Below are 24,393 nucleotides of genomic sequence, written 5' to 3'. Positions count from 1 at the left end.
GGCTGGATGCCGAGGCGGGAGTGTCCGGGGACAGGGTCCACACGCGACGTACGAAGGTCCCGTTCCCTCACTGGGGGAGCGGGATCTTTCCGTTCCGGCCCTCCCGCGCGGACTGCTCGGCCTTCTCGCGCAGGATCTCGGAGAGCGGGCGGCCGTGCTGGGGGCAGCCGACGACCGGGTCGGGGATGGTGCGCAGGCGCTCGATCCGGCGGGTGTCCTCCGCGCCGAGCGGGGTGTAGACGACGATGCGGTGCTCGGCCATGCCGTCGATGCTCAGCGAGCTGGACGACAGATTGACGGTGCCGACCGCGTGGTGCCGGAAGACCTTGACCCGCCTGCCCGGCGCGGCCACGTCGCCGCTGGCCCACAGCTGCGCGAAGAGCGGGCTCTCCTTGATCAGCCGGGCGATGAAGGACTCCCAGGCGGGCTCGCCCATGTGGTTGCCGTACGAGCGGCGGAGCTGGGCCACCATGCCGGGCAGCTCGTCGTCGCTGTTGACGATGGTCGAACAGCACTCGGGGACGGTGAACAGCTTGTAGAGCACATTGCGGTCGTGCCGGGCCACGCGTGAGGTCATCGGCCACAGCACCTGGTAGGTGGCGTTGGACGCCTGGACGTCGTAGCGCGCGTTGTGCACGACCGCGGGGAGCGGATTGAGGGCTTCGAGGATGCCCAGCACCTCCTCGCCGACGACCTCCGCGTCCGAGACGGGCTCACGGACGAAGGGGATGCCCGCGAGCCGGTACAGGTGCTCGCGCTCGGTCACGTCGAGTTGCAGGACCCGTGCGACCGCGTCCAGCACCTGCACGCTGGCGTTGATCGGGCGGCCCTGCTCCAGCCACGTGTACCAGGTGACACCGACCCCGGCGAGCTGCGCGACCTCCTCGCGCCGCAGGCCAGGGGTGCGGCGGCGCAGCCCCGGCGGCATTCCGACGTCCTCCGGCGTGATCCGCGCGCGGCGGCTGCGGAGGAATCCGGCGAGTTCCGTACGGCGCTGGGTCCGGTGCTGCGGCGGCTGCTGCCGCGGTGACGGGTGCGGGGGCGACGGCTGGGACGACGGCTGGGCCATGTCCCCCATCCTCCCCGCGGCCCGGTACCGCTGCCAGGTGCCAGCGGTACCAGGATCACCGGGCTCTCGTTACCCGTATCGCACCGCCCGCAGGCTCGACGCATGACGCACTCCGTACTCCCCGGCGGGATCACCGCCGGTACCGGCACGTCCCCGGCCGTCACATCCCCAGCGGACAGGCCCTCCGCTGTCGGCTCGTCCGCCTCCGCCGCCGGCTCTTCGGCCGTCACCTCCGGTGCCGGGCCGCGGGCGCCGCGGGCCGGGCTGCTGCTGGCGATCATCCTCACGGGCCAGTTCATGGCCCTGCTCGACGTCTTCATCGTCAATGTCGCCGCCCCGACGATCCGTACCGATCTGCACGCCTCGGGCGCCGGGCTCCAGCTCGTGATCGCGGGCTACAGCATCGCGTACGCCGTTCTCCTGATCACCGGCGCGCGGCTGGGCGGCCTGCTTGGGCACCGGCGGCTGTTCCTGGCCGGTCTCGCGCTGTTCACAGTGTCCTCGCTGGCCTGCGGTCTCGCTCGGAACACCGGTGAGCTGATCGGTTTCCGCTTCGTGCAGGGCACCGGTTCCGCGCTGATGATCCCGCAGGTGCTGAGCCTGCTCCAGCTCACCTTCACCGGCGAGGCGCGGACGCGGGCGATGAGCGTGTACTCCGCCGTCATCGCCTCCGGCGCCGCGCTCGGCCAGTCGCTGGGCGGTCTGCTGGTCAGCGCCGACCTGTTCGGTATGGGCTGGCGGCCGGTGTTCCTGGTCAACGTGCCGATCGGCCTGGTGATGCTGGTGGTCGCGCCGCGCGTCCTGCCCGAGGACACGGGGGCCGCGGCTGCCGGGACCCCAGGGGCGGCGGGCGCGGTGCGGCGCGGTCTCGACCTGCCGGGCCTGGTCGTGCTCGGCGCCGCGGTGACGCTGCTCACCGTGCCGCTCGTCCTCGGGCAGGAGGAGGGATGGCCGCTGTGGGGCTGGTTCTCGCTGGGCCTGAGCGTGCTGCTCTTCGCGCTCTTCACGGTGCTCGAAGCGCGGCTCGCCCGGCGCGGCGGCGCCCCGCTGGTGTCCGCGCGTGTGCTGCGGGCGCCGGGCATGCCGCGCGCGGTGACGGTGATCTCGCTGACGATGGCGGCCAACGCGGGTTTCCTCTTCGCCATCGCCCTGCACCTCCAGTCGGGCCTCGGCGACAGCGCGCTGCGCACCGGTCTGACCTTCGCGACCTGCGCGGTCACCTTCGGCGCCGTCGGCCTCAACTGGCGTCGGCTGCCGGTGTCCTGGCGGCCGTGGCTCGCCCCGGCGGGCCTGCTGGTCGCGGCCGGGTCCTTCGCGGGCCTCGGGCTCGCGCTGCGCGCCGGCGGCCACGGCGGCGCGCTGCTCTACGGCGCGCTGCTGCCCCTGGGCGCCGGACTCGGCCTCGCCTTCAGCCCGACGCTCACCCTGGCGCTCGGCAAGGTCGCGCCGCACGACGCGGCGGAGGCCAGCGGCCTGCTCGCCACCGTCACTCAGCTCGGCCAGCTCCTCGGCGTCGCCACCCTCGGCACGCTCTACCTCAACCGGCTCGATGTGCCCGGCGCCCACCCCTCGGCCCACGCCTACGCCGTGACGTCGGCGGCCATGGCGGCGGTGTCGTTGGTCGGCGCCGTGGTCGCGGTCGAGTGGCGGCGGAGCGGGCGGCGCCGGGCCTGAGGCGCGGGCGGCCTGTGCCGGTGCGTCCTGCGCGTCCTACGCGTCCTGCGCGGCCTCCGCGTCCAGGAACGGGTAGTCGGTGTAGCCGCGCTCGTCGCCGCCGTAATACGTGGCCCGGTCCGGGGTGTTGAACGGTCCGCCCGCGCGGAGCCTGCGCGGCAGGTCGGGGTTGGCGAGGAAGAGGGCGCCGTACGAGAGCATGTCGGCGGTGCCGTCCTCGATCAGCGCCAGTTCCTCCGGGCCCGAAGGGCGGCCGACCGTACGGGCGTTGAGGATGAGAGCGCCGGAGAAGCGTTTGCGCAGCTCCAGGGTGAGCGCCCGGTCGTCGTTCTCGATGAGGTGCAGATACGCGGGGCCGACCGCTTCGATCGCCTGGACCAGCGCGACATACGTCGGTCCCGGCTCCGGCTCCTGGAGGTCTCCGAGCGGATTGCCGGGCGAGACGCGCAGGCCCGTACGGTCGGCGCCGATCGCCCCGGCCACCGCCGTGACCAGCTCGACCGCGAACCGTATCCGGCGCTCGGGGGAGCCGCCCCAGTCGTCGGTGCGCACATTGGAGTTGGGCGCGAGGAACTGGTGCGCCAGATAGCCGTTGGCCGCGTGCACCTCGACACCGTCGAAGCCCGCGGTGATCGCGTTGCGGGCCGCGGCGGCGTGGTCGGCGACGGTCTGCCGGATGCCGTCCTCGGTCAGCTCCTCGGGGACGACGAACTCCTTCGGCCCGTCCTGCGTGTAGACCGTGCCCTGGGCGGCGACGGCCGAGGCGCCGACCGGTACGAGGCCGTCGGGCAGCAGGGAGGGGTGGCCGATCCGGCCGGTGTGCATGAGCTGCGCGAAGATCCGGCCGCCAGCCGCGTGCACGGCGTCGGTGACCCGGCGCCAGGCGGCGATCTGCTCGTCGCTGTGCAGACCGGGAGTGTCGGGATAGCCCTGTCCGACGGGGGAGGGCTGGGTGCCCTCGGTGACGATCAGCCCGGCGGAGGCGCGCTGCGCGTAGTAGCGCACGGCGGCGTCGGTCGGGGCGAGTCCGGGACCGTACGCCCTGCTGCGGGTCATCGGTGCCATGGCGATACGGTTCGGCAGCCGCACACCGCCGAGGTCGAGGGGGTCGAACGCGGTGGTCAAAGCGGTCTCCAGGCTCGTCCGGCGGCGGGGCTCGTAGTCGGCCGGAAGCCACCGTAACCGCGGATCCGCCCCGGAAATGTTGAGGATTCATGAACTTCCGGCCGGAGCGGCCGGGGCCGGGGCGGGTGCCGTGACCAGGGGCGGCGCGGGGTCGGGAGCCGAATCCGGAATCGGCGCCGGAAGACGGCTTTCGGCGGTTGACACGCGCCTGGAGGGCATGGTGTACAGCGCGCGGACGGCCAGCGTGCCCGCCAGCGCCAGGAACGCCACGGCCGCCAGCGGATAACCGGCCGACAGCAGTATCTGCGGCCCGCTCTGCCGCAGTTCCAGCCGTCCCGGGCCGTGCGGCACCGCCCACAGCGCGAAGGAACAGAAGAGACCGCAGGCCGCGGCCGTCCCGGCCGCCCACCGCCAGTCCCCCCGGCGCAGCGTCTCGGAGCCGAGCAGCACCAGTATCGGCACCGCCCACACCCAGTGGTGCGACCACGACACCGGACTGACCAGCAGCGCCGTCATCGCACAGGCCGCCGCCGCCCACGCGGGCCCGTACGGCAGCCGGTCCCCGGCCAGCAGCGCCGCGACGGCCACCGCGAGCCCGGCCAGACCCGCCACGGCGGCGCCCGCCAGCCAGGCCGTCCCCGGATCCCCGGTGTGCTGGAACCGGGCGACCACCCCGCGCAGCGACTGATTGGCGGTGTCCTCACCGAAGCCGACCCGGTCCGGCGCGAGCACCACCCCGGTCCAGAACCGCCGCGAGTCGTACGGCAGCGCGAGCGCCGCGACCGCGACCGTACCGGCGAAGGTTCCGCCCGCCACCAGGGCGCGCCGCACATAGGGTGCGCCGCTTCCCTCCCGGAGCAGCGCCGCCGCCCCCGCCACGGCCAGGAAGACGGCGAAGAGCGCGGGCGTCAGCTTGATCCCGGCGGCGATCCCGATCCCGGCCCCCGCCCAGCGGTGCGCGGCAGGGCGGGTCAGGTCCCACAGCACCAGCACCGCGAGCAGTAGATTGACCTGCCCGTAGCGCAGGGTCGTCCACACCGGCTCGCACCACACCGCCGCCGCGGCCACGGCGAGCACCACCGCGGCCCGCGGCGCGCGTACCGGACGGCCGGCCAGCCGCAGCGACAGCGCGACCAGTGCCACCAGCAGCAACAGATTCCCGGCCGTCGCCGCCGTCCGCATCGCCCCGGTCCGCAGCCAGGTCAGCGGCACGAACAGCAGCGCGGCGAACGGCGGATACGTCGTCGGCAGCCGCGCGTACGTCGCCCGCATCGCGTACAGGTCACCGCCGCCGCGTACCGTCCGGCCCTCGGCCCGGTACACCATGAGGTCGATCATCGACACGTGCGCGCCGCGCTGCGCCGCCCAGAACCCGGCGAAGGACCCGAGGCAGCCGACCCCGGCCGCGGTCACCGCCGCCGCCCGCCGCCGCCGTACCGCGCCCACGCCACCACGCTCCTCCCGCCGTCACAGAACCCCGAGGTCGGAGGCCCGCCACCGGCCGGAAACGAGTTGGCGGTCCCGGCCCGCGGCCGTGTAATGTATCCCGAGTCGCCGGGCCCACCGCCCGACACCACGCGGGGCTGTAGCTCAGTTGGTAGAGCGCTTGCATGGCATGCAAGAGGTCCGGGGTTCAATTCCCCGTAGCTCCACGAGTGAGAGAGCGAGACCTGTCCGCAGAAGGCGGACGGATCTCGCTCTTTTCCGTTGCGCGGCGGCCGGCTCCTGCGGCGCCCGCGGGGCGCGGCTCCGGGGCCCGGCTTCGGACCGGCCGCGGGACCGGTCTGTTCTGACCGGCCGCGGGATCCGTCACCTGACCGGCCTGACGGCTGGTCAACTACCCTGGGCGCACAGGGCGGAAGCGACGGGGGAGAGACCTCTTGGACCAGCTGGACTGGCAGTTGATCGACCGTGAGTTCCTCGCCGGTCGGCGCGAGGCCTCACGGGAGAGTCTGGTCCGCTACTTCGACGGTGCCCTGCCGACCTGGGAGACGGTGCTCGCGGACGTGCCGCGCCGCGAGGCGGTCTCGCGTATCACCGGGAATCTGCTGTACGAGCGCGGCTCGGCGAGCACCGTGCACCTGGTGGTGGGCCCCAGCGGCGAGGGCAAGTCGACGCTGATCCGGCAGGTCGCCGTCGATCTCGCGAGCAGCCACGAGGACTGGCGGGTGTACTGGCGGGACTCCGGTGACACCCTGGACCTGAAGTGGATCGCGGAGCTGGTCCCGGACCGCAACACGCTCTTCGTCTCGGACGACGCGGAGAAGATCGCGACCGGCTGCTTCGACGTCCTGCGGCGACTTGACGGCCGCTCGGACCTGCACTTCCTGCTGGCGGCGCGGGACACCGACTGGCGGGCGGTCAGGGCCGACTCGCTGCCGTGGAACACGCTGAACGTCACGCCGAAGCGGATCGCCCTGCGCGGCCTCGGCAAGGACGGCGTGGACGCGCGGGAGATCGTCGAGGCGTGGACGCGGTCGCAGGCGCTCGGCCAGCTCGCCTCGTACAACCAGGTCGAGGACCGCGTGGCGGCGCTACTGGCGGCGGTCCGCGGCGAGGAGGCCAGCCTGGAGGACGGCGCGCTGCTCGGCGGCATGCTCCGGGTCCGCGTCGGCGACCGGCTCGACGGCCATGTGCAGCAGATGCTCGGACGCCTGGTCCACTACCCGCTGAGCAACGGCCGCACACTCGCGTACGCCTTCTTCATGATCGCCGCCCTGCACGGCATCAATGTGCGGGAGATGTCGCCGCGGCTGCTCGCCGAGGCGCTCAACATCGACGTGAGCCGGGTGGAGGAGGAGATCGTCATCCCGCTCGGCGAGGAGGCGGCGGCGGCCCGCGCGGGCGACCGGCTGCTCGTCAGGCACCGCGCGGTCGCCGAGTCGGCGCTGCGCGTCGCCCGCAGCCTCGGCGTCGACATGAAGGACATCTACGCGCGCCTGACCCGCGTCGGCATCCGCGTGGCGACCCGGCCCGGAAGCGGCCTGGACGCCAAGGAGTTCCGGTACATGTCGCAGAAACTGAGCAGCTCGCCGGAGTACGCGATCGGCTCCGCCCGCGCGGCCGTGGAGGAGGAGCCCGACGACCTGCGCCGGGTGGTCAACCTCGTCGTGGTGCTGCGGCACAACGCCATGAACGACGAGCTGACGGCGGTCGCGCAGGAGCATGTCGGCCGGATCCGTACGATGGTCAACTCGCGTGAGGCGGCCCGGCGGTTCTTCTACGAGTGGTCGATCGCGGAGGGCAAGTCCGGCCGCCACGAGATCGCCTGCTGGCTCACCGCGGTGTCGCTGGCCGATCTGGCGTGGGCCGATCCGCTGCGCGACGAGCGGGACGTCGAGTGGCGGATGGCCGGTTTCGTACCGGGGTTCAAGGCGCTCGCCGTGCGGACCGGGGACGAGCGGTTCGCGCGCGGGGTGCGCGCGGTCGAGACGCTGCTGCGCGGCTGGCCGGTCAGCCCGCGTACCGAGCGGGACATGGTCATGTACCGCTCCTACGCCAAGAGTCAGGGCGTGCCGGAGATGGACCGCGACACCTGCCGTACGGAGTTGACGGCCGCGGTCGTGGCCGCCTGGCGATTGCGGTCGCGTGAACTTCCCGACGTTCCCGCGGGATCGACCTTGCGCTTCCACCGGCTGTTCCAGAAGCTGGACGAGCACCCCGCCTGACCGGGCGGGCGGCCCCGACGGGCCCCGTGCCCGATCGGGCACGCGACCTGAACGGCCATACGCACGACGGGCGGTGGCTACCGTTCCTTGACCCGCTCTTGGGAAAACCATGCCCCTGACGTGAACCGATCAGCGAAAGAGTGTCGCTCTGCGGTACGAGCCGTACGCATAGCGGCGACACCGCACTTCGCGACAACTCGCTTCGCATGGGGGTTTCATGAGATTTGAGCGCAAGAGAACGCGTGTGGGACTGGTGGCGGCCGCCGCGCTGCCCCTGGTCGCCGGCGCGCTCGCGCTTGGCACCCAGTCCGCCACGGCCGACCAGCCCAGCGGACGCCAACTCCTCTCCGGCACCAAGCCGCAGTGGGCCACCACCCAGGCAGACAAGGGCGCGACCGCGAACACCGGCAAGGTGTCCGTCCGCGTCTATCTGGCCGGACGGGACGCGAAGGGCCTCGCGGCCTACGCCAAGTCCGTCTCGGATCCGAACTCGGCTGACTACGGTCACTATCTGACCACCGCGCAGACCCAGGCGCGCTACGGTGCGACGAAGGCCCAGATAGCCGAGGTCACCGACTGGCTGAAGTCCTCCGGCCTGAAGGTGACCGCGACCTCCCAGCACTACATCGCCGTGACCGGTGACGTGGCCGCCGCGGAGAAGGCTTTCGGCACCCAGCTCCACAACTACTCCAAGGCGGGCCACACTTACCACGCCCCGGCGACCACGGCGTCCGCGCCCGCCTCGCTCAAGGGCGCGGTGCTGACCGTCACCGGCCTGGACAACGCACCCAAGAAGTCCAGCCACGACGACACGCTGCCGCCCCCGGACGCGGTCTTCAAGAACGCCGGACCCTTCTCCACGTACTACGGCTCGAACACCAACAACAAGCTCCCCAACGCGTACGGCACCAAGGCGCCTTACGCGATCAAGGGCTACACCGGTGAGCAGCTCCGTGCCGCGTACGGCGCCGGAAAGTACACCGGCAAGGGCGTGACGGTGGCCATCACCGACGCGTACGCCTCGCCGACCATCGCCGCCGACGCCTCGCAGTACGCCAAGCGAAACGGCGACCAGAAGTACAAGAAGGGCCAGCTCTCGCAGGTCCTGCCGAGCGAGTTCACCAACACCGACGAGTGCGGCGCGTCCGGCTGGTACGGCGAGGAGACGCTCGACGTCGAGGCCGTGCACGCGGTCGCCCCCGACGCGAACATCGTCTACCTCGGCGCGGCCTCCTGCTACGACGACGACTTGCTCGACACGCTCAACAAGGTCGTGGACGGCCACCTGGCCGACATCGTCTCCAACTCGTGGGGCGACGTCGAGGCCAACGAGACCCCGGACGTGGCCGCGGCCTACGACCAGGTCTTCCAGCAGGGCGCTGTCGAGGGCATCGGCTTCTACTTCTCCTCCGGTGACAACGGCGACAACGTCGCCTCCACCGGTGTGAAGCAGGCCGACACCCCCGGAAACTCCGACTGGGCCACCTCCGTCGGCGGCACCTCGCTGGCGGTCGGCAAGAACGACAAGTACAAGTGGGAGACTGGCTGGGGCACCGAGCGCGCCCCGCTGTCGGCCGACGGCAAGTCCTGGGTGGGCTTCCCCGGCCCGTACACCTCGGGCGCGGGCGGCGGCACCAGCAAGCTGTACGCGCAGCCGTACTACCAGCGCGGCGTCGTACCCGACTCGCTGGCGCTCGCCAACGGCGGCACCGTCAAGCAGCGTGTCGAGCCCGACATCGCCGCGGTCGCCGACCCGAACACCGGCTTCCTCGTCGGCCAGACCCAGACCTTCCCCGACGGGTCGCTCCAGTACAGCGAGTACCGGATCGGCGGCACCTCGCTCGCCGCGCCGGTGATCGCGGGCGTCCAGGCGCTGTCGCAGCAGGCCCGTAACGGCATCGCGATCGGCTTCGCCAACCCGCTCATCTACAACAAGTACGGCACGTCCGCGTACCACGACGTGACCGACCACCCGCTGGGCCAGGGCCAGGGTCTCGCCGTCGTGCGTGTCGACTTCGCGAACGCCTTCGACGCCTCGGACGGCACGATCACCTCGCTCCGTACCCTCGGTGCGGACGCGTCGCTGCACGCCACGGTCGGCTACGACGACGTCACCGGCGTCGGCACCCCTGGTGCCGACTACGTGAAGTCGTACCTGCCGCCGAAGAAGAACGGCAAGCACTGAACGGTGTGACGCGGTTCTGATCCGACGTGGCTCTGCGTTTCGGACATGGTTCTGACGCCGATCCGGCGCGGATCCGAGGCGTGCGGACGCGCTTCGGAAGCGTTTCGGACGCGGTGAAGCGGGGCCCGTACCGGGGAGCGATCCTCGGTGCGGGCCCCGCCCCCGCTGCGGTAACCTGATGCCATGCGAGCTGTGAGCCTCCTGCTTAGCGAGCCGCGCTGACCGAGAACCCCGTCAGTGCGGCACCCCTCCTGCGCGAGGGGCTTTTTTGTTTCCGCAGGCAGCGACGGGCAGCAGGCTTCCGGGCCGCAGCCGTCAAGACATCGATGGAGTACCGAGGACGATGAGCGAGATCACCCCGGCCGCCGAGACGGCTGCGCCCCACCGCTACACGGCCGAACTGGCCGCGGACATCGAGGGCCGCTGGCAGGACTTCTGGCAGGCCCACGGCACCTACGAGGCGCCCAACCCCAGCGGCGACCTGGACGGCGACCCCGAGACGGCCGCGCGCCCCAAGAAATTCATCATGGACATGTTCCCGTACCCCTCGGGCGCGGGACTGCACGTCGGCCACCCGCTGGGCTACATCGCGACCGACGTCTACGCCCGCCACCAGCGGATGACCGGCCACAATGTGCTGCACACCCTGGGCTTCGACGCCTTCGGCCTGCCCGCCGAGCAGTACGCCGTACAGACCGGCACCCACCCGCGGGTCACCACCGAGGCCAACATCGTCACGATGACGGCGCAACTGCGGCGGCTGGGCCTGGGTCACGACAAGCGCCGCTCCTTCGCCACGATCGACCCCGAGTACTACCGCTGGACCCAGTGGATCTTCCTGCGGATCTTCAACTCCTGGTACGACGAGGAGGCCGCCCGCGCCCGCCCGATCACCGAGCTGGTCGAGCAGTACGAGGGCGGCGTCCGTGCGACCCCCGACGGCCGCGCGTGGGCGGAGCTGACCGTCGCCGAGCGCGCCGGTGTCCTGGACGGCCACCGGCTGGCGTACGTCGCCCAGTCGCCGGTCAACTGGTGCCCCGGGCTGGGCACCGTGCTGGCCAACGAGGAGGTCACCGCCGACGGCCGTTCGGAGCGCGGCAACTTCCCCGTCTTCAAGGCCAATCTGCGCCAGTGGATGATGCGCATCACCGCGTACGCCGACCGGCTGCTGGACGACCTGGACCTGCTGGACTGGCCCGAGGCCATCAAGCAGCAGCAGCGCAACTGGATCGGGCGCAGCGAAGGCGCGCGCGTCGACTTCCCCGTGGCCGGCGCCGACCGCCCGATCACGGTCTTCACCACCCGTCAGGACACGCTGTTCGGCGCCACCTATATGGTGCTGGCCCCCGAGCACGACCTGGTGGACGCGATCGTCCCCGACGCCTGGCCAGAGGGCACCCACCAGGTGTGGACCGGCGGCCACGCCACGCCCGCCGAGGCCGTCGCCGCCTACCGCAAATTCGCCTCCTCGAAGTCCGACGTGGAGCGGCAGGCCGACGCCAAGGAGAAGACCGGCGTCTTTACCGGCGCCTTCGCCGTAAACCCCGTCAGCGGTGAGGATGTCCCCGTCTTCATCGCGGACTACGTGCTGATGGGCTACGGCACCGGCGCCATCATGGCCGTGCCCGCCCACGACGCCCGCGACTTCGCCTTCGCCCGTGCCTTCGAACTGCCGATGCGCTGTGTCGTGGCGCCCACCGACGGCCGCGGCACCGACCCGGCGCAGTGGGACGACGCCTTCGGGTCGTACGACGCGACGATCGTCAACTCGGCCGGGTCCGGGGTGTCCCTGGACGGCCTGGGCGTGGTCGAGGCGAAGGCCGTGATCACCGCCTGGCTGGCCGAGCGCGGCATCGGCGAGGGCACCGTCAACTACCGGCTGCGCGACTGGCTGTTCAGCCGTCAGCGCTACTGGGGCGAGCCCTTCCCCGTCGTCTACGACGAGGACGGCGTCGTGCACGCGCTGCCCGACTCGATGCTGCCCGTCGCCCTGCCCGAGGTCGACGACTACAGTCCGCGCACCTTCGACCCCGACGACGCGGACACCTCCCCGGAGCCGCCGCTGTCGCGCAACGAGGACTGGGTGACGGTCGAGCTGGACCTGGGCGACGGCGTCCGCACGTACCGCCGCGAGACCAACACCATGCCCAACTGGGCCGGTTCCTGCTGGTACGAGCTGCGCTATCTGGACCCGCACAACAGCGAGCGGCTGGTCGACCCGGCCATCGAGCAGTACTGGATGGGCCCGCGCGAGGGGCAGCCCGCGGGCGGCGTCGACCTGTACGTCGGCGGCGCCGAGCACGCCGTGCTGCACCTGCTGTACGCCCGTTTCTGGCACAAGGTGCTGCACGACCTGGGCCACGTCTCGTCCGTGGAGCCGTTCCACCGGCTGTTCAACCAGGGCATGATCCAGGCGTTCGTCTACCGTGACGCGCGCGGCATCGCGGTGCCCGCCGTCGAGGTCGAGGAGCGGGACGGCGGCTGGTTCTACCAGGGCGAGCCCGTCAGCCGTGTGCTGGGCAAGATGGGCAAGTCCCTGAAGAACGCCGTGACGCCCGACGAGATCTGCGCCGAATACGGCGCCGACACCCTGCGCCTGTACGAGATGGCGATGGGCCCGCTGGACGTCTCCCGCCCCTGGGACACCCGCGCGGTCGTCGGCCAGTACCGGCTGTTGCAGCGCCTGTGGCGCAATGTCGTGGACGAGGCCACCGGCACGGTGACCGTCTCCGAGGCCGAGCCCGACGAGGCCACGCTGCGCGCGCTGCACAAGGCGATCGACGGTGTCACCGGCGACATGGCGGGCCTGCGCTTCAACACCGCCATCGCCAAGATCACCGAGCTGAACAACCACCTGACGAAGACGGGCGGCCCCGTGCCGCGCGCCATCGCCGAACCTCTGGTGCTGCTGATCGCGCCCCTGGCGCCGCACATCGCCGAGGAGCTGTGGAGCAGGCTGGGCCACACCGCCTCCCTGGTGCACGAGCCCTTCCCGGTCGCCGACCCCGCCCTGGCGCAGGACGAGGCCGTGGTGTGCGTCGTCCAGATCAAGGGCAAGGTCAGGGCACGGTTGGAGGTTCCTCCGACCATTTCCGACACTGAGCTGGAGGCCCAGGCGCTGTCCGACCCGGCCGTCGTCGCGGCGCTGGGCGGTGCGGCGGTGCGCAAGGTGATCGTGCGGGCGCCGAAGCTGGTCAACATCGTGGTGTGAGGCCGCGGCTTCTTCGCAGGGGGCGCCGCCTCGCGGAGTGCGACCCCTAAGGGGCAGGTTGGGGGATCGGCCGGATCCCGCGGCCTGCCCCTCCCGTTTACGGTGGAGACGTCTACGGTGGATGGTGGAGTGTCCGCCGTTCGAGGTTGGAGGAGAGCGCCCGTGGAAATCGCAGGCTTCGTCGTCCTGGTGCTCTTTCTCGCCTTCGTCACGCTCGGAGTCGTGGCCACCGTCAAGACCGTGCGCGCCGCGCGCCGCGGTGTCGCCCGCGCCTCGGCCCAGGCGCGCCGCACCATCGAGGACACCCAGCTCAAGGCTCGCCGCTACACCACCACCGGCCCCGCGGGCCAGGTCGCGCAGCTCCGTATCGACCTGCGCACTGCCATCGACAGCACCTTCCGTGCCCTCGAACACGACCCGTCGCTGACCGAGGCCGCCGGTCTCATGGCCCGCCTCAACGACCACGCCCGCACCCTCGACCGCGAGCTGGCCCTCCTGGAGCGCGAGCCCGACCGCGCCCGCCTCGCCGCGCTCCTCCCCGACCTCTCCACCCGAGCCCACCGCATCACCCACTCCGCGGACTCCCTGCGCTGGGCCGCCCAGGACCGCGCCCACCAGTTCGCCTCCGACGACCTCACCGCCCTCCGCCACCAGATCGACATCGAATCGGCCGCCCTCCGCCACTGGGAGCCGGCGGCTCCGCCGAAGCTGAGCCCGACTGCGGAGTAGGCCCTTTGGCGGGGAGCCAGGAGTAAGCCTTTGCAGGGTGCCAGGAGTAAGCCCTTGGCGGGGTGCCAGGAGTGAGCCTTTGGCGGGCGCCAGAAGCCGAATTCAGCCCGTCCGGCGTCTGAGGACGAAGCCTGAGCCTTGCCGGGAGTGCCAGAAGCGACGCGTCAGCCCGTCCGGCGTTTGGGGACGGACCCCGGGGCTGGCGGGGTGCCAGAAGCGAACCATCAGCCCGTCAGGCGTCTGTGGGGGCACCGCCCGCGGCAGCCGGGGGAGACCGGCCCGCCCGGCAATGAGGGCCCGAGTACCGCCCCGACCTGCGCACCGGTAACCTCCCCGTCATGTCCCCGCATGTCGCCATCGTCACGGATTCCACGGCCTACCTCCACCCCGAGGCCGTGCGCCGGCACAACATCTCCGTCGTGCCGCTCACCGTGGTAATCGGCGACGAAGCCCTCGAAGAGGGCACCGAAATCTCCGCCCCCGCCGTGGCACGAGCCCTCCAACGCCGCCATCCGGTCACCACCTCCCGCCCGTCCCCGGCCGAATTCGCCGCCGTCTACGAGGCCGTCGCCGACGCGGGCGCGGAGGCGATCGTCTCGCTCCACCTGTCCGGCGAGTTCTCCGGCACCTACGACGCGGCGCTGCTCGCGGCGAAGGAGGCGGCGGTACCGGTGCGGGTGGTCGACACCGGAATGGTCGCGATGGCGCTCGGCTTCACCGTCCTCGCGGCGGCCGAGACGGCGGAAGCGGGCGGCACACCGGACGACGTCGTCGCCGCCGCGGAGAAGCGGGCCGACGCCACCTCCGCGTACTTCTACGTCGACACGCTCGACTATCTGCGCCGGGGCGGCCGGATCGGCGCCGCCCAGGCGCTGTTCGGTTCCGCTCTTGCCGTGAAGCCGCTGCTGCGCCTTGTCGACGGCCGGATCGAGCTGATGGAGAAGGTCAGGACGGCCTCCAAGGCGATCACCCGGCTGGAGGAGATCGTCGTCGAGCAGACGGGCACCCGCCGGGTGACCCTCGCCGTCCACCACCTCGCCTCGGCCGACCGCGCGGCGGCCCTCGCGGACCGGCTGCGGGAGCGGGTGCCGGGCCTCGACGATCTGGTGGTCAGCGAGGTGGGCGCGGTGATCGGCGCGCACACCGGGCCGGGGCTGCTCGGGGTCGTCATCTCGCCGCACTGAGCGGGGCGGGTGCTCGCGGGGGCATGGGGGCATGGGGGCTTCGGCGGCGTGAGCGGTGTGAGCGGTGTGAGCGGTCGGAGGGGCCGCCGGCAGGGGGCCTGAGTCACCCTCACGGGTGACGGAGTTATCCACAATCGCCGAGTCGTCCACAGATTCAGACCAAGATCATCTTTCGGCGGTGATCGGGTCCAGCATCGGACCCATGAACTCTCTGGAACCGATCCGCACCGCCATCCGTCCGCAACGAAAGTCCGGCCCCGACCCGGCCGAGGTGCGCGAGCGCGCCGCCGCGCTGTTCGGTACGGCGGTGGAGCGCGGCGCGCGGGAAGGGCCGCCGGGGGCGCGGTCGGAACCACCGGAACGGTCGGGGCCCTCGCCTGAGCCCTCGCCTGAGCCGCTGCCGCTGCCGCTGCCGCTGCCGCTGCCTCTGTCCGAGCGGCCCGCGGCGGCCGAGGAACCGACCGGTCCGGTACGACGCTTGCGCACCTGGCTCTTCGTCCGCTGCGGGCTGGAGTTCAAGACGGTGCTGGCGTTGGTGGCCGTACTGGTCATCGCGGGTGGCCTCGCGGTGCAGCACTTCGTGGCGGGCCGCCCCCGGACGATCGCGGTGCCGCCACCGCTGTCGTCGTCGGGGAGGCCGCTGACGGCCGTGGGCGCCTCGGCCATGGCGTCGGCGGCCACGACCACCCCCGCGCCGAAGCTCACCGTGGACATCGCGGGCAAGGTCGCCAGACCGGGGCTGCGGCGCCTGCCTCCCGGTTCCCGCGTCGCCGACGCCCTCTCCGCCGCCGGCGGCGCCCTCCCCGGCACGGACACCAGCACCCTCAACCTCGCCCGCCCCCTCACAGACGGCGAACAGATCCTGGTCGGCATCGCCCCGGCCCCCGGTGCCCCGGCCGAACCCGGCGACCCCGCCGCCGCCCCCGGCTCCCCCGTCAGCCTCAACTCCGCCACCGCCGCCCAACTCGACGCCCTGCCCGGCGTCGGCCCCGTTCTCGCCCAGCACATCCTCGAGTTCCGCACCCGGCACGGCTCCTTCACCTCCGTCGACCAACTGCGCCAAGTCCCCGGCATCGGTGACCGCAAATTCACCACCCTCAAGCCCCTGGTCCACCCATGACCCGCCCCGTGGCCGGCAGCGACGACCCCGAGGGCGCAGGACCCGCGGCAAGCGAGCGGGCCGCTGTGCACGCGGCGGCGGCATCGCGGCTCGGGGCCGCGAACCCACGGCAGGAAGGACCGCCGGACTGGCGGTTGGTGGGCCCCGCGGTGGCGGCCTGGGGCGGGGCGGCGGTCGGGCCGGGGCTGGGGACGCGCGTCGGGATCGGGGTGGTGCTGGCGGCGCTCCTCGCGGGCGCGGCGCTGTTGGTGGCGGCAGGCGTGAGGGGCGGCGGGCGGCGGGAGTTGGGGGCGGCGCTGGCGGCGGTGGTGTTGTGCGGGGCGGTGGGGGCGGGCGCGGCCGTGCTCGGGGAGGCGGACCGGTATCGGGGGCCGGTGGCGGGGATGGCCGAGCGCGGAGCGGTGGCGGAGGTCGAGCTGCGGGTGACAGGCGACCCGACGGAGGCCCGCCCACGGGTGCGGGGAGCCGCACAGGCGCCACGGACGGCCGTCGTCGGGGGAGAGGCGTTACGGGTCGGCGGCACGCGCGTCCGGACGCCGGTGGTGGTGCTGGCCGAGGGGGAGGTCGGGCGGTGGCTGAAGCTGCTGCCGTCCACGAGGATCGCGGTCACGGCCCGGCTGGCCCCGGCGGACCGGCCGGGGGACAGGGCCGCCGCCCTGCTCAAGGTGCAGGGACCGCCCCGCGTTCTGGCACCGCCGAGCCTGCCGCAGCGCGTCGCGGGCCGACTCCGCGCGGGCCTGCGGGAGGCGAGCCGCCCACTGCCCGCAGACGCCCGCGCGCTGCTGCCGGGGCTGGTCGTGGGCGACACCACGGGCCTCACACCCGACCTGAAGGCCGCCTTCCGGGCCACCGATCTCACTCACCTCACGGCCGTCTCCGGAGGCAACCTCACGATCGTCCTGATCCTGCTGATCGGACCGCCGGGTGTGGCGATCAGGGCCGAACGGCGGGGCCTGGCCGCCTCCTTGGGGCTGCCGCTCCGGCTGACGGCGCTGCTCGGCACGGGCCTGACGCTCGGATTCGTGCTGGTCTGCCGACCGGACCCGAGCGTGTTGCGGGCCGCCGCCTGCGGGCTGATCACGCTGCTGGCCATCGGCACCGGCCGCCGCCGGTCCCTGCTCCCGGCGCTGGCCGCGGCGGTGCTGCTGCTGGTGCTGTACGAGCCGGAGCTGGCCCGCTCCTACGGCTTCGCGCTGTCGGTGCTCGCCACGGGTGCGCTGTTGACGCTGGCGCCCCGCTGGAGCGAGGCGTTACGGGCCAGGGGGGTGCCGCCGAGGCTGGCGGAGGCGCTGGCGGCGGCGGGGGCCGCGCAGGCGGTGTGCGGTCCGGTGATCGTGCTGCTGTCGGCCCGCCTCAGCCTGGTCGCGGTGCCGTGCAATCTGCTGGCGGAACCGGCGGTGGGTCCGGCCACGGTCCTCGGGTTCGGGGCACTGGCGGTCGCCCCGGTCGCGTTGCCCGCCGCCCGCGCGCTGGCGTGGCTCGCGGGCTGGCCGACCGGCTGGATCGCGGCGGTGGCCCGGCACGGCGCTGCGCTGCCGGGCGCCGAGGTCGCCTGGCCGGGCGGCTGGGCGGGCGCGGCGCTGCTGGCGGCGCTGACGGCGGCCGTCGTGGTCGGCGGCGGGGTGCTGCGGCGCAGGCCGTGGCTGTGCGTCGTGTGCGCGTTCCTGCTGCTGCTCGCGCTGGTGCGGCCGGTGGAGCTGCCGAGGTTCGTGGCGGCCTGGCCGCCGGGCGGCTGGCGGTTCGCGATGTGCGACGTCGGGCAGGGCGACGCCCTGGCGCTGTCGGCGGGGCCGGGCGCGGCGGTCGTGGTGGACGCGGGGCCGGAGCCGGACAAGGTCGACCGCTGCCTGCGCGACCTGCGCGTCACCTCCGTGCCGCTGCTGATCCTGACGCACTTCCACGCCGACCACGTGGACGGTCTGCCGGGGGTCCTGCGGGGCCGCAGCGTAGGCGCGATCGAGACGACGGTGCTGGGCGAGCCGCCGCGGCAGGCCGCGGTCGTACGGCGGGAAGCGGCGGCGGCCGGGGTGCCGATGGTGCTCGCGGCGGCGGGGGAGCGGCGCGGTCTCGGCCCGCTGGAGTGGCGGGTGCTGTGGCCGCCGCCCAGTGCGGCGGCGCTGCCCGACAACGGGCCGAACGACGCCAGTGTGGCGCTGCTGGTCCGCACCGGAGGTCTGACGCTGCTGCTGATGGGCGACTTGGAACCGGCCGCACAGGAGCGGCTGTTGGCGCAGGCGCCGGATCTGCCGCGGGTCGATGTCCTGAAGGTGGCGCACCACGGGTCGGCGTATCAGGACAAGGAGCTGTTCGACCGGGTGCGGCCGCGGCTCGCGGTGATCTCGGTCGGCGCGGACAACCCCTACGGTCACCCGGCGGCCCGGACGATCGCGGCGCTGCGGGCACTGGGAGCGGTGGTGCTGCGGACGGACACCGACGGGTCGATCGCGGTTGGCGAGGACGGGCGGGGGGAGCTGCGGACGAGCGTGGCCGGGAAGGGGACAGGGATGTAAAGAACCCTTTGTAAAGGAGTGCTTGTAATGAAAGCTTTCTAAAGATAGCTTTAGATACATGGAGGACAAGCCGATGGAGTCCAAGGTCCAGCTCACCGACCCGCGCGCCCTGCGCGCCTACGCGCACCCCACACGGATGTCGCTCGTCGGGCTGCTCCGCCGCGAGGGGCCGTTCACCGCGACGCGGGCGGCGGAGCTGACCGGCGAATCCGTCGCCAGTTGCTCGTACCACCTGCGGATACTCGCCAAGTACGGCCTGGTGGAAGAGGCACCGCCAGGACCCGGGCGGGAGAAGCCGTGGCGGGCCACGGCCGAGTTCACGAGTTGGCCCGGCTACTCGGAGGACACGGCGGTCGCGTCGGCGGCCGAGGCACTGACCGTGGCCGTCGCCGAGAACTACTTCCACCGGATGACGCGGGCCATCGAGACGCGCGGCGCACTGCCCCGGAAGTGGCAGGAGGCCGAGCGCTTCACGGACACGTCCCTGTATGTGACACCCGACGAACTGACCGCCCTCGGCGAGGAGATCGACGCGCTCCTGGCCCGGTACGCCGACCGGCTCAACGACCCGGCCCGCCGACCCGAGGGCGCCCGGCGGGTGCCCTACCTCCAGATCGGCTACGTCGACCCCGAGCACCCCGAGGACGGCCGCCCTCCGGAGCCCGACCCCGAGGAGAGGTGATCGCCGTGGTGCCGGAACTGCTCAGGCAGCGGCCCTTCCGGCGGTACTGGACGGGCCAGACCGTCTCGCTGCTCGGTGACCAGATCACCTTCCTGGCCATTCCGCTCGCCGCCGTCCTCGTGCTGCATGCCGACGCGGCCCAGATGGGCTGGCTGTCGATGGCGGGCCTGCTGCCCGCGCTGCTGTTCTCGCTCCCGGCCGGGGCCTGGGCCGACCGGCGGGGTCGCCGCAGGCAGACCATGATCGCCGTCGACCTGCTGAGGGCGGCCCTGATGGTCTCGCTCCCGGTGGGTTACGCCCTCGGGGTGCTCACCCTGGCGCAGCTCTACGCGGTCGCCTTCGCCGTCGGCACGCTCGCCGTCGTCTTCGACGTCTGCAACGCCACGCTGTTCGTGTCGCTGGTGCGCCCCGAGGAGTATGTGCGGGGCAATTCGCTGACCAGCGGCAGCCGGGCCTTCTCGTTCGTGGCGGGCCCCAGCGTCGGCGGCCTGCTCGTGCAGGTGCTCGCCGCACCGCTCGCGCTGCTCGCCGACGCCTGCTCGTATCTGGTCTCGGCCGTGCTGCTCGCGCGGATAGCCCCGGTGGAACCACCGGCCGCGCCGCCGCGCAAAGGGCACTTCACGGCGGGGCTGCGCTTCATCGTCCGTTCCCGCGTGCTGCGCTCGCTCGCGGCGGCGGCGGCGACGGTGAACTTCTTCAACTTCGTCTTCCACACCCTGGTGATCCTCTACGCCGTCGAACAACTCGGCCTGAACGCCGGGCTGTTGGGCCTGGCCATCGGGGCCGGCGCGGTCGGCAGCGTGATCGGCGCGGTGCTCACCGGACGGATCGCCCGGTCGATCGGGGTCGGGCCGACCCTGGTCCTGGGATTCATAGGGTTCCCCGCGCCGCTGATCCTGATCCCGTTGGCGACCGGGCCGCCCCCGCTGCTGCTCGCCGCCTTCTTCGCCGCCGAATTCGCCTCCGGCTTCGGCCTGATGCTGCTCGACATCGCCAGCGGCTCCTTGCAGAGCGCCGTCATACCCGACGCCCTGCGCTCACGGGTCAGCGGCGCCTTCCGTACCGTCAACTACGGTGTCCGCCCGCTCGGCGCGCTCGTCGGCGGCACCCTCGGCAGCGCGATCGGACTGCGCCCGACGCTGTGGATCGCCACCGTCGGCGGCCTGCTCAGCGTGCTGTGGCTGCTGCCCTCGCCGATACCGCGCATACGCGAACTCCCCGACGAGGAGCCCGACCCGGCGGCAGAAGCGGCAGCGGAGACGGAAGCGGCAGCGGATCGGAAGACGGCGGCAGCGACGTAGGCCCGCGCACCTCGCCCCGCACATTCCGCCCCGCGCACCCCGCCTCGCTACTCCAGCCAGCCCTCGAACTGCGCGGCCAGCGCGTCCAGCGCCGACGGGTCGAGACCCCCGTCACTGTCCTCGACGACCACCAGCCACTGGGCGTCCTCGGCGTCGTCCTCGCCCGCGAGGGCGTCCCGGACCAGGTGCGGCTCCTCGCGCAGGGCGAAGCGCGCGGTCAGCAGCTCGGCGACCTCCTCCGCGGCGTCGCGGTCGGGCAGCACCAGCACATGTCGTACGTCGCTCACCGCACCAGTGTCCCCGACGCGGTGCGGCGATGTCCGACCCCCGTGGGATGCTGGGCGGCGATGGCCAGGAAGACTGCTTCAGACGACCCGCTCGCTCCGCTCACGCTCGCCGTGGGCCAGGAGGACCTGCTGCTCGACCGCGCCGTGCGCGAGGTCGTCACGGCGGCCCGCGCGGCCGACGCGGACACCGATGTGCGGGACCTGGCCCCCGAGGCGCTCCAGCCGGGCACGCTGGCGGAGCTGACCAGCCCGTCGCTGTTCGCCGAGCGCAAGGTCGTGGTGGTGCGCAACGCGCAGGACCTGTCGGCGGACACGGTCAAGGACGTCAAGGCGTATCTGGCCGCGCCCGTCGAGGAGATCACGCTGGTCCTGCTGCACGCGGGCGGCGCCAAGGGCAAGGCGCTGCTGGACGCGGCGCGCAAGGCCGGGGCGCGCGAGGTGGCCTGCCCGAAGATGACGAAGCCCGCGGACCGGCTGGCGTTCGTGCGCGGCGAGTTCCGTACGCTGGGCCGCTCCGCGACGCCCGAGGCCACCCAGGCCCTGGTCGACTCGATCGGCAGCGACCTGCGGGAGCTGGCGAGCGCCTGCGCGCAGCTCGTCGCCGACATCGAAGGCACCATCGACGCGGCCGTGGTCGCCCGCTACTACACCGGCCGCGCCGAGGCCACCGGCTTCGAGGTCGCCGACCTCGCCGTCACCGGCCGTACCGCGGAGGCGCTGGAGCGGCTGCGCTGGGCGCTGTCCGTCGGCCAGCCGCTGCCCGGCATCACCTTCGCGCTGGCCTCCGGCGTCCGCGCCATCGGCAAGCTCGCCTCCGCGCCGCGCGGCGCCAACCCCGGCCAGCTCGCCAGGGACCTCGGCATGCCGCCGTGGAAGATCGACCGGGTCAGGCAGCAGATCCGCGGCTGGTCCGCGGACGGCGTCTCGACCGCCCTGCGGGCCGTCGCCGAGGCCGACGCCGCCGTCAAGGGCGGCAGCGCCGACCCCGCCTACGCCCTGGAGAAGGCCGTCGTCACCATCGCCCAGGCATCCCGCGCCCGCTCCTGACCGGAGACCGGACCGCGCGGCCCTCGGACAGCGGCCCTCCGACAGCAGCCCTCGGACAACAGAACCGCCCGTCCGGGAGTCCCGGACGGGCGGTTCACGTCAGTGCTCTCACTGGGTGCGGTCGCGCCCGCGTGGCGAACGCAGATCGTGCGCGACCGCGGTGGTGCGAAGTGCGGGCCCGGGCGGTAGAGGGGCCGCTGGGTCCGGTTGCCCGCGATGAATCGAAAGAGCGGAGATCAGAGAGCGGAGACCGACTGAGCCAGCGCCGACTTCTTGTTGGCGGCCTGGTTCTTGTGGATGACGCCCTTGCTGACGGCCTTGTCGAGCTTCTTGGCGGCGAGACGAGCGGCCTCGGTGGCCTTCTCGGCGTCACCGGCGGCCACGGCCTCGCGGGTGCGACGGATCGCGGTCTTCAGCTCGGACTTGACGGCCTTGTTGCGCAGGCGCGCCTTCTCGTTGGTCTTGTTCCGCTTGATCTGGGACTTGATGTTCGCCACGAAAGAGCCTTCTCAGGTTCGATTGATGCTTGGGTTTGCTACTTGGTACTGAAACGAGCAGATGCCTCGGGTTAGAGGGCACGAGGCACAGTGCTCCAGGCTACCAGCCGTTCACAGGACGGCCCAAACCGGTGCCGGTGCCGCAACCATGGGACGATAGCCCTTACGCCAGCCCCGCTCGCCCCGAGCAACCAGCCCGCCCGACCCGAGAAAATGGACCCTGCGTGCCCGCGACCCCTTCCCATGTGCCGGAGCCGAGCCGTACCGACCCGGCGTTGATCCGCAACTTCTGCATCATCGCGCACATCGACCACGGCAAGTCCACCCTCGCCGACCGGATGCTCCAGCTCACCGGCGTCGTCGACGCACGCCAGATGCGCGCCCAGTACCTCGACCGGATGGACATCGAGCGCGAGCGGGGCATCACGATCAAGTCGCAGGCCGTCCGGCTGCCCTGGGCGCCGACCACGGGCGACGGCACCGGCAGCACGCACATCCTGAACATGATCGACACACCGGGCCACGTCGACTTCACTTATGAGGTCTCGCGGTCGCTGGCCGCCTGCGAGGGCACGGTCCTGCTGGTCGACGCGGCGCAGGGCATCGAGGCGCAGACCCTCGCCAACCTCTACCTGGCGATGGAGAACGACCTGACGATCGTTCCCGTGCTGAACAAGATCGACCTGCCGGCCGCCCAGCCGGAGAAGTTCTCCGAGGAACTGGCCAACCTCATCGGCTGCGACCCCTCCGATGTGCTCAAGGTCTCGGCGAAGACCGGCGTCGGCGTGGACGCGCTGCTCGACCGGGTGGTCCAGGACGTGCCGCCGCCGGTCGGCGTCGCCGACGCGCCCGCCCGCGCGATGATCTTCGACTCGGTCTACGACTCCTACCGGGGCGTGGTCACCTACGTCCGTGTCATCGACGGCCAGCTCACCAAGCGTGAGCGGATCAAGATGATGTCCACCGGCGCCACCCACGAGCTGCTGGAGATCGGCGTCTCGTCGCCCGAGATGAAGCCGCACGACGGCCTCGGCGTCGGCGAGGTCGGCTATCTGATCACGGGTGTGAAGGACGTACGGCAGTCCAAGGTCGGTGACACCATCACCACCTTGAACCGCGGCGCGACCGAGGCGCTGGGCGGCTACAAGGACCCCAAGCCCATGGTGTTCTCCGGCCTCTACCCGCTGGACGGCTCGGACTACCCCGAGCTGCGCGAGGCGCTGGACAAGCTCCAGCTCAACGACGCGGCGCTGGTCTACGAGCCGGAGACGTCCGCCGCCCTCGGCTTCGGCTTCCGCGTCGGCTTCCTCGGCCTGCTGCACCTCGACGTGATCCGCGAGCGCCTGGAGCGTGAATTCGGCCTCGACCTGATCGCGACCGCGCCCAACGTGGTCTACCGCGTCGTCATGGAGGACCGCACCGAGTACACGGTCACCAACCCCAGCGAGTTCCCCGAGGGCAAGATCGCCGAGGTCTACGAGCCGGTGGTCAGGGCGACGGTGCTTGCGCCCACCGAGTTCATCGGCGCGATCATGGAGCTGTGCCAGAACCGTCGCGGCTCGCTGCTCGGCATGGACTACCTCTCCGAGGACCGGGTCGAGATCCGCTACACCCTGCCGCTGGCCGAGATCGTCTTCGACTTCTTCGACAACCTGAAGTCCAAGACCCGCGGCTACGCCTCGCTCGACTACGAGCCCACCGGTGAGCAGAGCGCCGACCTGGTCAAGGTCGACATCCTGCTGCACGGCGACAAGGTGGACGCCTTCTCCGCGATCACCCACAAGGACAAGGCGTACGCGTACGGCGTCCGGCTGGTGGCCAAGCTGCGCGAGCTGATCCCGCGGCAGAACTTCGAGGTGCCGATCCAGGCCGCCATCGGCGCCCGCGTGATCGCCCGCGAGACCGTCCGCGCCATCCGCAAGGACGTGCTGGCCAAGTGCTACGGCGGTGACATCTCGCGTAAGCGCAAGCTGCTGGAGAAGCAGAAGGAAGGCAAGAAGCGGATGAAGATGGTCGGCAACGTGGAGGTGCCGCAGGAGGCGTTCATCGCCGTCCTGTCGACCGACTCCGAGGGCGAGTCGAAGGCGAAGAAGTAGAAGAAGCA

At 72.2% G+C, this 24,393-nt stretch carries 17 protein-coding genes and 1 tRNA gene; 13 read left to right on the top strand and 5 right to left on the bottom strand.

Annotated features, from left to right (window positions below; all coding sequences use genetic code 11):
* Positions 1 to 67 precede the first annotated feature (67 nt).
* Positions 68 to 1,069: a helix-turn-helix domain-containing protein gene (locus ACFZBB_RS01975; RefSeq protein WP_391116827.1), complete on the bottom strand. Its 1,002-nt coding sequence runs from the start codon at positions 1,067 to 1,069 to the stop codon at positions 68 to 70.
* 102 nt (positions 1,070 to 1,171) lie between these two features.
* Between ACFZBB_RS01975 and ACFZBB_RS01970 the strand changes: the two genes are divergently transcribed.
* Positions 1,172 to 2,743 (top strand): MFS transporter, encoded by a 1,572-nt coding sequence (locus ACFZBB_RS01970; RefSeq protein ID WP_391116825.1) that lies wholly within the window; start codon positions 1,172 to 1,174, stop codon positions 2,741 to 2,743.
* Positions 2,744 to 2,779: 36 nt separating this feature from the next.
* Here ACFZBB_RS01970 and ACFZBB_RS01965 read toward each other — a convergent pair whose 3' ends face one another.
* Both ACFZBB_RS01965 and ACFZBB_RS01960 read right to left on the bottom strand, forming a co-directional pair.
* A complete protein-coding gene (locus ACFZBB_RS01965; RefSeq protein WP_391116823.1) occupies positions 2,780 to 3,868 on the bottom strand; it encodes an alkene reductase in 1,089 nt (362 codons plus the stop codon).
* A gap of 87 nt (positions 3,869 to 3,955) precedes the next feature.
* Complete coding sequence (locus ACFZBB_RS01960; protein ID WP_391116821.1) at positions 3,956 to 5,314, bottom strand: glycosyltransferase 87 family protein; 1,359 nt, start codon at positions 5,312 to 5,314, stop codon at positions 3,956 to 3,958.
* 133 nt (positions 5,315 to 5,447) lie between these two features.
* Between ACFZBB_RS01960 and ACFZBB_RS01955 the strand changes: the two genes are divergently transcribed.
* From ACFZBB_RS01955 to ACFZBB_RS01910, 10 genes are all read left to right on the top strand, one after another.
* Positions 5,448 to 5,520 (top strand) — tRNA-Ala (locus tag ACFZBB_RS01955).
* A 228-nt stretch (positions 5,521 to 5,748) separates the two neighbouring features.
* A complete protein-coding gene (locus tag ACFZBB_RS01950; RefSeq protein WP_391116819.1) occupies positions 5,749 to 7,536 on the top strand; it encodes a hypothetical protein in 1,788 nt (595 codons plus the stop codon).
* A 217-nt stretch (positions 7,537 to 7,753) separates the two neighbouring features.
* Complete coding sequence (locus tag ACFZBB_RS01945; RefSeq protein WP_391116817.1) at positions 7,754 to 9,721, top strand: protease pro-enzyme activation domain-containing protein; 1,968 nt, start codon at positions 7,754 to 7,756, stop codon at positions 9,719 to 9,721.
* A gap of 343 nt (positions 9,722 to 10,064) precedes the next feature.
* A complete protein-coding gene (leuS, locus tag ACFZBB_RS01940; RefSeq protein ID WP_391116814.1) occupies positions 10,065 to 12,932 on the top strand; it encodes a leucine--tRNA ligase in 2,868 nt (955 codons plus the stop codon).
* A 162-nt stretch (positions 12,933 to 13,094) separates the two neighbouring features.
* The gene (locus tag ACFZBB_RS01935) at positions 13,095 to 13,661 is read left to right on the top strand and encodes a hypothetical protein (RefSeq protein ID WP_391116812.1); all 567 of its coding nucleotides are present in this window, start codon (positions 13,095 to 13,097) and stop codon (positions 13,659 to 13,661) included.
* 338 nt (positions 13,662 to 13,999) lie between these two features.
* Positions 14,000 to 14,845, top strand: a complete 846-nt coding sequence (locus ACFZBB_RS01930; protein WP_391116810.1) for a DegV family protein — start codon at positions 14,000 to 14,002, stop codon at positions 14,843 to 14,845.
* A 202-nt stretch (positions 14,846 to 15,047) separates the two neighbouring features.
* Complete coding sequence (locus tag ACFZBB_RS01925; RefSeq protein WP_391116808.1) at positions 15,048 to 15,965, top strand: helix-hairpin-helix domain-containing protein; 918 nt, start codon at positions 15,048 to 15,050, stop codon at positions 15,963 to 15,965.
* Positions 15,962 to 18,475 (top strand): ComEC/Rec2 family competence protein, encoded by a 2,514-nt coding sequence (locus tag ACFZBB_RS01920; RefSeq protein WP_391116806.1) that lies wholly within the window; start codon positions 15,962 to 15,964, stop codon positions 18,473 to 18,475. Before ACFZBB_RS01925 ends, ACFZBB_RS01920 begins: the two co-directional genes overlap by 4 nt.
* Positions 18,476 to 18,533: 58 nt before the next feature.
* The gene (locus ACFZBB_RS01915; RefSeq protein ID WP_391116804.1) at positions 18,534 to 19,157 is read left to right on the top strand and encodes a helix-turn-helix domain-containing protein; all 624 of its coding nucleotides are present in this window, start codon (positions 18,534 to 18,536) and stop codon (positions 19,155 to 19,157) included.
* Positions 19,154 to 20,458, top strand: a complete 1,305-nt coding sequence (locus tag ACFZBB_RS01910) for an MFS transporter (RefSeq protein ID WP_391116802.1) — start codon at positions 19,154 to 19,156, stop codon at positions 20,456 to 20,458. The genes ACFZBB_RS01915 and ACFZBB_RS01910 overlap by 4 nt, the downstream gene beginning before the upstream one ends.
* A 47-nt stretch (positions 20,459 to 20,505) precedes the next feature.
* Here the strand turns inward: ACFZBB_RS01910 and ACFZBB_RS01905 are convergent, their stop codons facing one another.
* Positions 20,506 to 20,745, bottom strand: coding sequence for a hypothetical protein (locus tag ACFZBB_RS01905; RefSeq protein ID WP_391116800.1), 240 nt, complete (start codon positions 20,743 to 20,745; stop codon positions 20,506 to 20,508).
* A 60-nt stretch (positions 20,746 to 20,805) separates the two neighbouring features.
* On the opposite strand from ACFZBB_RS01905, the gene holA reads away from it, so the two are divergent.
* On the top strand, positions 20,806 to 21,792 hold the full coding sequence (gene holA / locus ACFZBB_RS01900) for a DNA polymerase III subunit delta (protein WP_188280822.1): 987 nt from the start codon (positions 20,806 to 20,808) through the stop codon (positions 21,790 to 21,792).
* Between the two features lie 236 nt (positions 21,793 to 22,028).
* Here holA and rpsT read toward each other — a convergent pair whose 3' ends face one another.
* Positions 22,029 to 22,289, bottom strand: a complete 261-nt coding sequence (gene rpsT, locus ACFZBB_RS01895; RefSeq protein ID WP_188280821.1) for a 30S ribosomal protein S20 — start codon at positions 22,287 to 22,289, stop codon at positions 22,029 to 22,031.
* Between the two features lie 224 nt (positions 22,290 to 22,513).
* On the opposite strand from rpsT, the gene lepA reads away from it, so the two are divergent.
* Positions 22,514 to 24,385 carry a translation elongation factor 4 gene (lepA, locus tag ACFZBB_RS01890; RefSeq protein WP_391116797.1) on the top strand — a complete coding sequence of 624 codons (1,872 nt, stop codon included), beginning with the start codon at positions 22,514 to 22,516 and terminating at the stop codon, positions 24,383 to 24,385.
* The last annotated feature ends 8 nt before the right edge of the window (positions 24,386 to 24,393 follow it).

Origin of the sequence: Streptomyces sp. NPDC008139 (assembly GCF_042957025.1) — a bacterium.
GTDB lineage: Bacteria > Actinomycetota > Actinomycetes > Streptomycetales > Streptomycetaceae > Actinacidiphila.
This window is presented reverse-complemented; position numbering and strand designations above follow the sequence as displayed.

What these genes read in the sequence shown, in the direction of transcription:
- ACFZBB_RS01915 (WP_391116804.1), top strand. Translation starts at nt 18,534, where the DNA reads ATGGAGGACAAGCCGATGGAGTCCAAGGTCCAGCTCACCGACCCGCGC.
- leuS (WP_391116814.1), top strand. Translation starts at nt 10,065, where the DNA reads ATGAGCGAGATCACCCCGGCCGCCGAGACGGCTGCGCCCCACCGCTAC.
- ACFZBB_RS01930 (WP_391116810.1), top strand. Translation starts at nt 14,000, where the DNA reads ATGTCCCCGCATGTCGCCATCGTCACGGATTCCACGGCCTACCTCCAC.
- ACFZBB_RS01925 (WP_391116808.1), top strand. Translation starts at nt 15,048, where the DNA reads ATGAACTCTCTGGAACCGATCCGCACCGCCATCCGTCCGCAACGAAAG.
- ACFZBB_RS01945 (WP_391116817.1), top strand. Translation starts at nt 7,754, where the DNA reads ATGAGATTTGAGCGCAAGAGAACGCGTGTGGGACTGGTGGCGGCCGCC.
- ACFZBB_RS01920 (WP_391116806.1), top strand. Translation starts at nt 15,962, where the DNA reads ATGACCCGCCCCGTGGCCGGCAGCGACGACCCCGAGGGCGCAGGACCC.
- holA (WP_188280822.1), top strand. Translation starts at nt 20,806, where the DNA reads ATGGCCAGGAAGACTGCTTCAGACGACCCGCTCGCTCCGCTCACGCTC.
- ACFZBB_RS01970 (WP_391116825.1), top strand. Translation starts at nt 1,172, where the DNA reads ATGACGCACTCCGTACTCCCCGGCGGGATCACCGCCGGTACCGGCACG.
- ACFZBB_RS01975 (WP_391116827.1), bottom strand. Translation starts at nt 1,069, where the DNA reads ATGGCCCAGCCGTCGTCCCAGCCGTCGCCCCCGCACCCGTCACCGCGG.